Annotated in this window: 7 protein-coding genes; 2 read left to right on the top strand and 5 right to left on the bottom strand. The window is 69.9% G+C overall.

What is annotated here, in order from left to right; translation table 11 throughout:
- Positions 1 to 253 precede the first annotated feature (253 nt).
- Entirely contained in the window at positions 254 to 484 is a 231-nt protein-coding gene (locus tag ETD83_RS37770; protein ID WP_138649996.1) for a hypothetical protein, read from the top strand.
- A 480-nt stretch (positions 485 to 964) separates the two neighbouring features.
- Here the strand turns inward: ETD83_RS37770 and ETD83_RS37765 are convergent, their stop codons facing one another.
- The gene (locus tag ETD83_RS37765; RefSeq protein ID WP_329603051.1) at positions 965 to 1,483 is read right to left on the bottom strand and encodes a PH domain-containing protein; all 519 of its coding nucleotides are present in this window, start codon (positions 1,481 to 1,483) and stop codon (positions 965 to 967) included.
- A gap of 124 nt (positions 1,484 to 1,607) precedes the next feature.
- Here ETD83_RS37765 and ETD83_RS37760 point away from each other — a divergent pair, with 124 nt between their 5' ends.
- Entirely contained in the window at positions 1,608 to 2,318 is a 711-nt protein-coding gene (locus ETD83_RS37760; RefSeq protein WP_205718101.1) for a hypothetical protein, read from the top strand.
- A gap of 303 nt (positions 2,319 to 2,621) precedes the next feature.
- Here ETD83_RS37760 and ETD83_RS37755 read toward each other — a convergent pair whose 3' ends face one another.
- From ETD83_RS37755 to ETD83_RS37740, 4 genes are all read right to left on the bottom strand, one after another.
- On the bottom strand, positions 2,622 to 3,827 hold the full coding sequence (locus ETD83_RS37755; protein ID WP_138649995.1) for a hypothetical protein: 1,206 nt from the start codon (positions 3,825 to 3,827) through the stop codon (positions 2,622 to 2,624).
- A 172-nt stretch (positions 3,828 to 3,999) separates the two neighbouring features.
- The gene (locus ETD83_RS37750) at positions 4,000 to 4,914 is read right to left on the bottom strand and encodes a glutamate ABC transporter substrate-binding protein (protein ID WP_230421462.1); all 915 of its coding nucleotides are present in this window, start codon (positions 4,912 to 4,914) and stop codon (positions 4,000 to 4,002) included.
- Complete coding sequence (locus ETD83_RS37745) at positions 4,902 to 6,425, bottom strand: hypothetical protein (protein ID WP_138649994.1); 1,524 nt, start codon at positions 6,423 to 6,425, stop codon at positions 4,902 to 4,904. Before ETD83_RS37745 ends, ETD83_RS37750 begins: the two co-directional genes overlap by 13 nt.
- The coding region (locus ETD83_RS37740; protein WP_205718100.1) for an FHA domain-containing protein at positions 6,422 to 6,956 on the bottom strand (535 nt) is incomplete at its 5' end. The genes ETD83_RS37740 and ETD83_RS37745, both read right to left, overlap by 4 nt.

Raw genomic sequence — 6,956 nt, 5'->3', positions numbered from 1 at the left:
ACGGTGAGGTGGTCGTCGGGGGCGGGAAGGTTCTGGTGAACCGACTCAGACATGGCCGGTCTCCTTCGTTACGGCATCTAAAAGTACGCCGCGAGGTGTCCCAAGGCCATCCTCATTGAGAATGAGAAACACGGGGTGTCGAGGAGTCGGGGGCTCCGGGAGCGGGTCGGTTTACGCAGTTCGAGGTGTACAAAGCTTTCGGTGGAGACGACGCCCGGGCGGTCCGGATACGGCCGATGATTTCGAGGAGGATGTGGAACGGACCAGCCGTGACGGCGGTGTTAGCCGATTTGTCGAGGGCCAGCGATTTCGTCGCCGATCTTCTCCAGGCCGCTTCGCATTTGACGTCGATCACCGGTCGGCGGGTGACGCCGACCATGAGTGGGCTGGTAAGGACGATGCTGCGCAGGACGTTGCTGCCGAGGAGTTTCTGGGCGCGGTGCCGGACGGCGCGGACGACGACTGCCAGCAGCAGCCACGTTGAGAACAGACCCGCCTCGAGGAGGACGACGCCGGGTCCGGATCAGCGGTCGATGACGCCACCAGGCCGGTGATACCCACTCCGGATCGTCAAGGGTGGAGAGTCGGCCGTGTCCGGCCTGAGACCAAGATCCCCGACCCGACCAACGAGGATGCGAAGAAGATCGCTGTGAGTGCCCTTCTGCGGCCGGGAAGGGTTGCGGTCCTGCTCAGCCCTCGTGATCTGGCGGGCTGACGATGACCAGCTTGCCGTGTACCAGGTCCGGCTCCTCCACGGTCAAGGTCCGCTCCAAGGACTTCGCCGCCGGTGCATCCGGAATGACTCGCGCTCAGTTCTCGTGATCCGGTAGGGCGCGCGCTTAGCCGTCGTGATCAGGTATTACACCGCGCTTAGCTCTCGTGATCTGGCTTTACTCGCGAATGGCTGGCTCTCGGGGCGTCATGTTGGGGTGGTCGGTGATCTGCCTAGCGCGCGCTCGGGTCTCTAGTCGGGGGACTCGTCGATGGTGCCGAAGATGACGGACGAGACCTCCAGGTAGAGCTGCTCCGGGTACGGCATGAAGCCGACATTGCGGAGCGCCTGCTTCTGGCCCGCGGACTCCATCACGAACTCGCCGTAGCCGAGGATCCGTCCGGCCATGGAGCGGTTCAGCGCGATGTCGGTGACCTTGGCCAGCGGCATCATCGCGACGTTGCGGTTGAGCACGCCGTTGATCACCATTACCCGGTGCTCGGTGACCAGGAAGAACTCCACCGACCAGGCGATGACCTTCCAGACCAGGTAGGCGATGGCGACCAGCCACAGCCACCAGATCCACGTGAGGCCGACGACCGCGCTGGCCGCGCCGCACGCGACGAACCCGGCGACGACGATCGCGACGGGGAGGAGCAGGACGGCGGGGTGGCGGCGGACGGCGATGACACGTCCCTCGTAGGACATCAGGTATTTGTCGACGGTGCGCGACGAGCTGTCGTGTTGCACCATCATGTCCTGCAGGTTCACGGCGGCGTCCTCGTCATGATCCGGGTGGTTCAACGGTAGCCGACGCGGTGGCGCGGGCGCAGAGGCCGAGCGGTAAGAGACGAAGCCCTTGCCGGTGGGGGAACGGCGGCTGATGATGGTCGTCATGGAGGGCGTTCGGGAGCCTGAGGTGGGACGGGACGGGCGGCACGGGCGCGCGGCGGACGCCGGCGGACCGGGGCGGCGGGGCGAGTTCGCGATGGAGGTCACGAGGCGTCCAATCTGGCGGTTGCTGCTGCGGGGCCTCGGCGTGTACCTGCCGGGCTGGGAGATGCCGGCGGGCGCGCTGCGCGTCCGTGACGGGTCGGCGGACGGCTTCGGGCCTCCGGCGTACGTGAACGGCGACGCCGGGTTCGGCGTCCAGATCCCCGATCGGCGCAAGGGGCTTGAGCCGGACCGGGAGATCTATGTCCGGGGACGGGAGAACCCGAGCTTCGGCATCGTCGTCGCCGGTCCGGCGGCCGCGATCGGCAGCCGGGTGGTGGACGCGGACGCGTTGATCCGATTCGCGCGGAGGCTGACGTTCGAGGAGCTCTTCGACACCGGCGACGCCGACTCCGTCCCGTACGCGGTGCGGGGCGCGCGGGCAGTGGAGAACGCGGTGTTCCTCGACCGGGCGGCCGGGATCGGGCTGTGCGTGGAGGTCGACCCGGCGACGCGAGCCGTGACCTGCCCGCTGTACGCACGCATCGGCGGACCAGCAGAACGAACCGTGCGAGCCTACGGCGCCCCAACCAACGGAGCCACATCCCACGGAGCCACGCCACAGGGAGCGTCCCCACAGGGAGCGTCGTCTCAAGGAGCCTCACGTTATTGAGCGTCTGGCTCTTGGGGCGTTGCGTTGTAGGGGTGTCGCTCCACAGAGCTTCGCCTCATGTGGTGCTGACTTATGGTGCGTCGTTTCGGCGGAGCGTCGCCTCATGGAGGTTTGGCTCGTGGGCGCTGTCTCAGTGAGTGCCTGGCTTGAGGCGCGCTGCTTCACGGTTGGTGCTTCTCGGGGCGTCGACTGACAAAGCCTCGCCTCGTCAGGGGCGTTTCATGGGGCACTGCTCGTCGGGGCGCGTGGCTCGTGGGGAGTTTCACGGTGCCTGGAGCGCGTCGACCTGTAGGGCGGGTTGGGTTACGGGGTTGCCCAGTCGGTCAGGTCCCATAGTTGGTGGGACGGGAGGCGGCGCAGGCGGAGGGTTGCGGCGACCGGGTCCCAGAACACCTCGTCGCTTTCGAGCTCCAGTGACTGTCCGGCGGTCAGGACGGCGCACAGGAGCTCGTCGCGGGTCCGGACGGCCATGAGCGGGCCTATCTGGGCGACGGCGCCCGAGCTTTCCGACAGTGTCCGCAGGAGGGCCTTGAGGGCGGCCTCGTCCTCCGGGGGGCGCGTGGGCTCGACGCCCGGCGGGACGCCCGGTTCGACGCGGGCCAGGCCGCGTCTGGCCCCGGCGCCGGGTGCGGCCGCGGTGGAGCCGTTGGTCGGGAGGTCGGCGCCGGTCGAGATGAGCAGCGCGCTGAACGCGCCCGCGAGGTCCTCGGGGGCCTGCCCGCCCAGAAAGTACCGGCGCCGCTCGGTGGCGCCTGGCACGTCGCCGTTGGGGCCCTCGGCCGTGCGGAACCGGACGTTCAGCCGGCTCGACCGCACGCAGCGTTCGTACATCTCGCCGAGGATGTCGTCGAGCTGCTCGTCGCGCGTCCAGAGGCGTCCGGTGGCGGTGACGGCCTCGCCGTGGGAGCGCGGACGGCCGGTGAGCGCGGCCGTGACGGTGTCGTCCAGCTCGCCCTCGGTGAACTGCAGCAGTTCGGCGACGACGTCCTCGACGTCCTCCAGCGTCCGGGTGAGGGTGCGCTGGAGTTCGAGGATCTCCGCGCCGCCGCGTTCCAGGTCGGCCAGGCGGTCTAGGGCGGTCTCGACCCTGCCGTCGGGCGGGCCGCCGCCCGTCCGGGTGACGGCGCGGACGGACGTCTCCACCTCGGTCAGTTTGCGGCGCAGCGCGGCGAGCGTGATCCGCTGCTGCTCCAGGTCGCGCAGCCGTCCGGCCTGCGTCCGCAGGAATTCGTCGGCCTGGTGGACGAGGCCCGCCAGCTCCTCCACCTGCCCGGTGTTCTGCCGGAGCCGGGTGTCGAGGGCGGGCAGCACGTCCTGCTTGACGCGCGACAGCTCCGCCGTGAGCTGCTCGCCGACCGTGACCAGGACGTTGTTCTGCTTCGTGACCTGCTCGTTCAGCTCCTCGATCCGGCGGGAGAAGGCGCTCGCCTGGTTCCGGCTCTGCCTGCCCGCGTAGAGTTCGAGCGCCCCCACAACAAAGCACAGCACCACCAGGACGACCGTCGTCATGGCACTCCTCGGACGTGATGGTGATGACCGGACCGGGTTTTGATCGCGACCATAACTTACGATCACGCGCGCCGACTGCCACTTACGTAACCGACTGATCTCAGTGACCGGCCGGTCTCACCACTGTTCTCATGCCATTCTGTAGCCGCTATTTCGCTCTGGGTCACTGAATTCAGACGCAGCCCTCGAATTGAGGCACGGTCGTGGTGACATTGAGTCCCACGGGAGCGAACCATTTCCTCAGCAGTTCGGCGGTGGTGCCGTCCTGGTACATCCCGGTGATCGCCTTGTTGACCGCCTCGCAGCCGGCCACGTCGGCCTTCCGGATGCCGACGCCGTACGGCTCGTCGGTGAACGGGGCGTTCACGATCCTGAGGGCGTGGCCGCCGGCGGACGCCTTCGCGGCGAGGCCCGCGAGGATCAGGTCGTCGGTCGACACCGCGTCCAGCCGGCCGGCCGTCAGGTCGGTGAGGCACCGCGCGTAGCCGTCCGCCTGGACGGGCAGCGCCGCGACGCCCTGCTCGTCGTGGACGCGCGGGAACGACACCGAGCCGGGCACCTTGCAGAGCCGCCGCCCCTTCAGGTCGTGGATGCTCCGGATCTCGGCGGTGTCGGACGCGCGGATGAGGACGTCCTGGTGGGCGACGTAGTACGGGCCCGCGAACGACACCTTCACCTTGCGTTCGGGGGTGACGGAGTAGCTCGCCACGACGAGGTCGACGTCGCCGTCCTGGACCAGCTTCTCGCGCGTCGCGTAGCCGACCTGCTTGAACGTCACGTTCGCGCCGGTGACGCCGAGCCGCTCGGCGATCTCCCTGGCGACGTCGATGTCGAAGCCCTGGAACGATCCGCCGCCGGTGCGCTCGCCGACGCCCGGCTGGTCGCCGTTGACGCCGATGACGAGCGTGTCCTTGGCGGCGACGGAGTTCTCGTCGGCGTCCGCGATGCCGCAGGCCGTTGCCGTCGAGGCCAGGAGCGTCGCCGCCAGGACGGCCGTCGCCGCGCGGCGGCGGCCCGTCGGGCGGCGGCCCGTCGGGCGGGGGTGCGGCCTGCGGTGGTGCGGAGGAGGGCGCTTCACTTCGACCACCGGTACTCCGCCAGGCGGGGGCGGACGCCGATGAGCACGAGCACCGCGATGACGATCCCCGCGATCGGCAGGACGGCGTACCAGCCGCGCGTCCCGCCGTCGCCGTCCTCCACGGCCTCGTCGAACGCCTTCTGGTGGATCTGGGCCAGCGCCTGCAGCGACCGGTCGTACTCGGTGAAGTCGGCGGCGGAGGCGCCGCGCGCGGCGACGGCCTGGTCGCGCTTGCCGCCGTGGACGAGGGTCCGCATCTGCCGGTCGTTCGCCTGGACCTTCTGGTAGTCCTTGAGGATCTTGTTCAGCGCGTCCACCAGCTGGGCCCGCCGCTCGTCGGACTCGGTGGGCCGGTTGGCCTCCGTGCCGAGGAACCCGAGGAACGGCGCGCGTCCCGGCTCGAACGACAGATCCTTCTGGACGGCCGTGTTGTACTCCGTCAGATTCCCGGCCTTCAGGTAAAGGACGGTCTGGGACTTGCTCAGATAGACCTGTTCGTAGGCGTCGGCGCGTCCGGGGTCCAGCAGGAAGCGGGTTTCGTCGGCGGCCGCGCTGTTGCTGATGGCGCGCGTCCGGGAAAGGGCCAGGATCGAGTCGAAGCCCTCTTGTTTGGCCTTGCGGAGATGGTCCGCCTGTCCGGACAGCATCGCCGTGCCCGCCACGACGAGGACGAAAGTGCCGAGCGTGGCCGCCACCAATGGCAGGTTCAAGAGGCGGCGGAAGCGTGCGGCCAGGAACAACTGGAACGCGACGAGGACGGCGAGCAGCGCCAGGCCCGTGACGAGGATCCAGGTCCGCCCGGTGAGGACGGCCGAGCGCTTGTCCTCGTACGTGTGCCGGACGAGGGTGCCGTTGTCGAGCGTCAGGTTGTACGCCTTGGGCAGCAGGTCCAGCTTCATCAGGTCGGTCGCCCGCTGGTACAGCTCGATGACCTGCTGCGACGGCGGCCCGGACGCGTGCCCGGACTGCTCGTCGAGGAGCAGCGCCTGTCCGGCGAACCTCTCGTAGCGGCCGAGGGCGTCGAGGACGTCGCGGGCGGTGTTGTCCTCGGTCCGCTCGTCGGCGAGCTTCGCGGCCTTGAGCAGCGCGTCGCCCGCCTTCTGCCGGTTTTCGTTGTAGCGGGCGAGGGCCTGGTCGCGGCCGCCGCCCGCCGCGCCGCCGATCAGCAGCGCGTTCGCGAGCTGTGCGTCCATGTCGGTGAGCTGGAAGTACAGGTCGCCGGTCGCGACGACCTGCGGGCCCGCGTCGTGCCCGATCACCCGGACGCCTTCGCGGGCGTTCGCGATCGCCCACCACGAGACGGCCAGCAGCGCCACGAGCAGGACGGCCGCCAGCGCCGTCAGCGTCCGGATGCGGGCCGAGGCGGTGCGGGGCACCAGCCGCGCGACGCCGGTCGGCGGGGTCTCGGGCGTCCGCCGGAGCCGCCCCGTGGGGCCGCGCCGCGCGGGCGGGCCCCCCGGCCGCGCGGGCGGGGATGGGGCGGTCTGTCCCGCGTCGGGAGCCTGCTGAACGGCCGTCATGTCGCCTCGCCTCGGATGAGCGTGATGGTGGTCCACGCGCCCACGTGGATCCGGTCGCCCGCGGCGACCGGGACCTCCACGTTGTTCGGGATCGGGTCCATGGACCCGTTCATGCAGGTCCCGTTGGTGGAACCCGGGTCGACGAGCGTCCAGGTGCCGTCCGGCTTGGCCAGCAGGACCGCGTGGACGTGCGAGATGCCGGGGTCCTCGGGCGGCTCGCGCAGGTCGATCTCGGGCGGGGTCGGCTGCGAGGAGCTGCGCCGTCCGATGCGGATCTCCCGCCCGGCGAGCGGGATCCGCCGTTCGGGCGCGTACGGCGGGAACGTGAGGGTCGCCGAGTCGGGACCCTCTTCGGCGATGACCGTGTTGTAGTAGTCGCGGTCGGCCGTCACGACCGCCGTCCAGGCCGTCGAGAGCGTCCCGCCGGACCCGCTTGCTCCGCCTGCTTCGCTTGTCCCGCTTGTCGCGCCGCTGCCGCTTGTGGCGGGTGTTCCGGTGGTCTCGGGGACGGGCGGTGGGGGAGCTGGAGCC

Origin of the sequence: Actinomadura soli, assembly GCF_005889715.1 — a bacterium.
Lineage (GTDB): Bacteria > Actinomycetota > Actinomycetes > Streptosporangiales > Streptosporangiaceae > Spirillospora > Spirillospora soli.
This window is presented reverse-complemented; position numbering and strand designations above follow the sequence as displayed.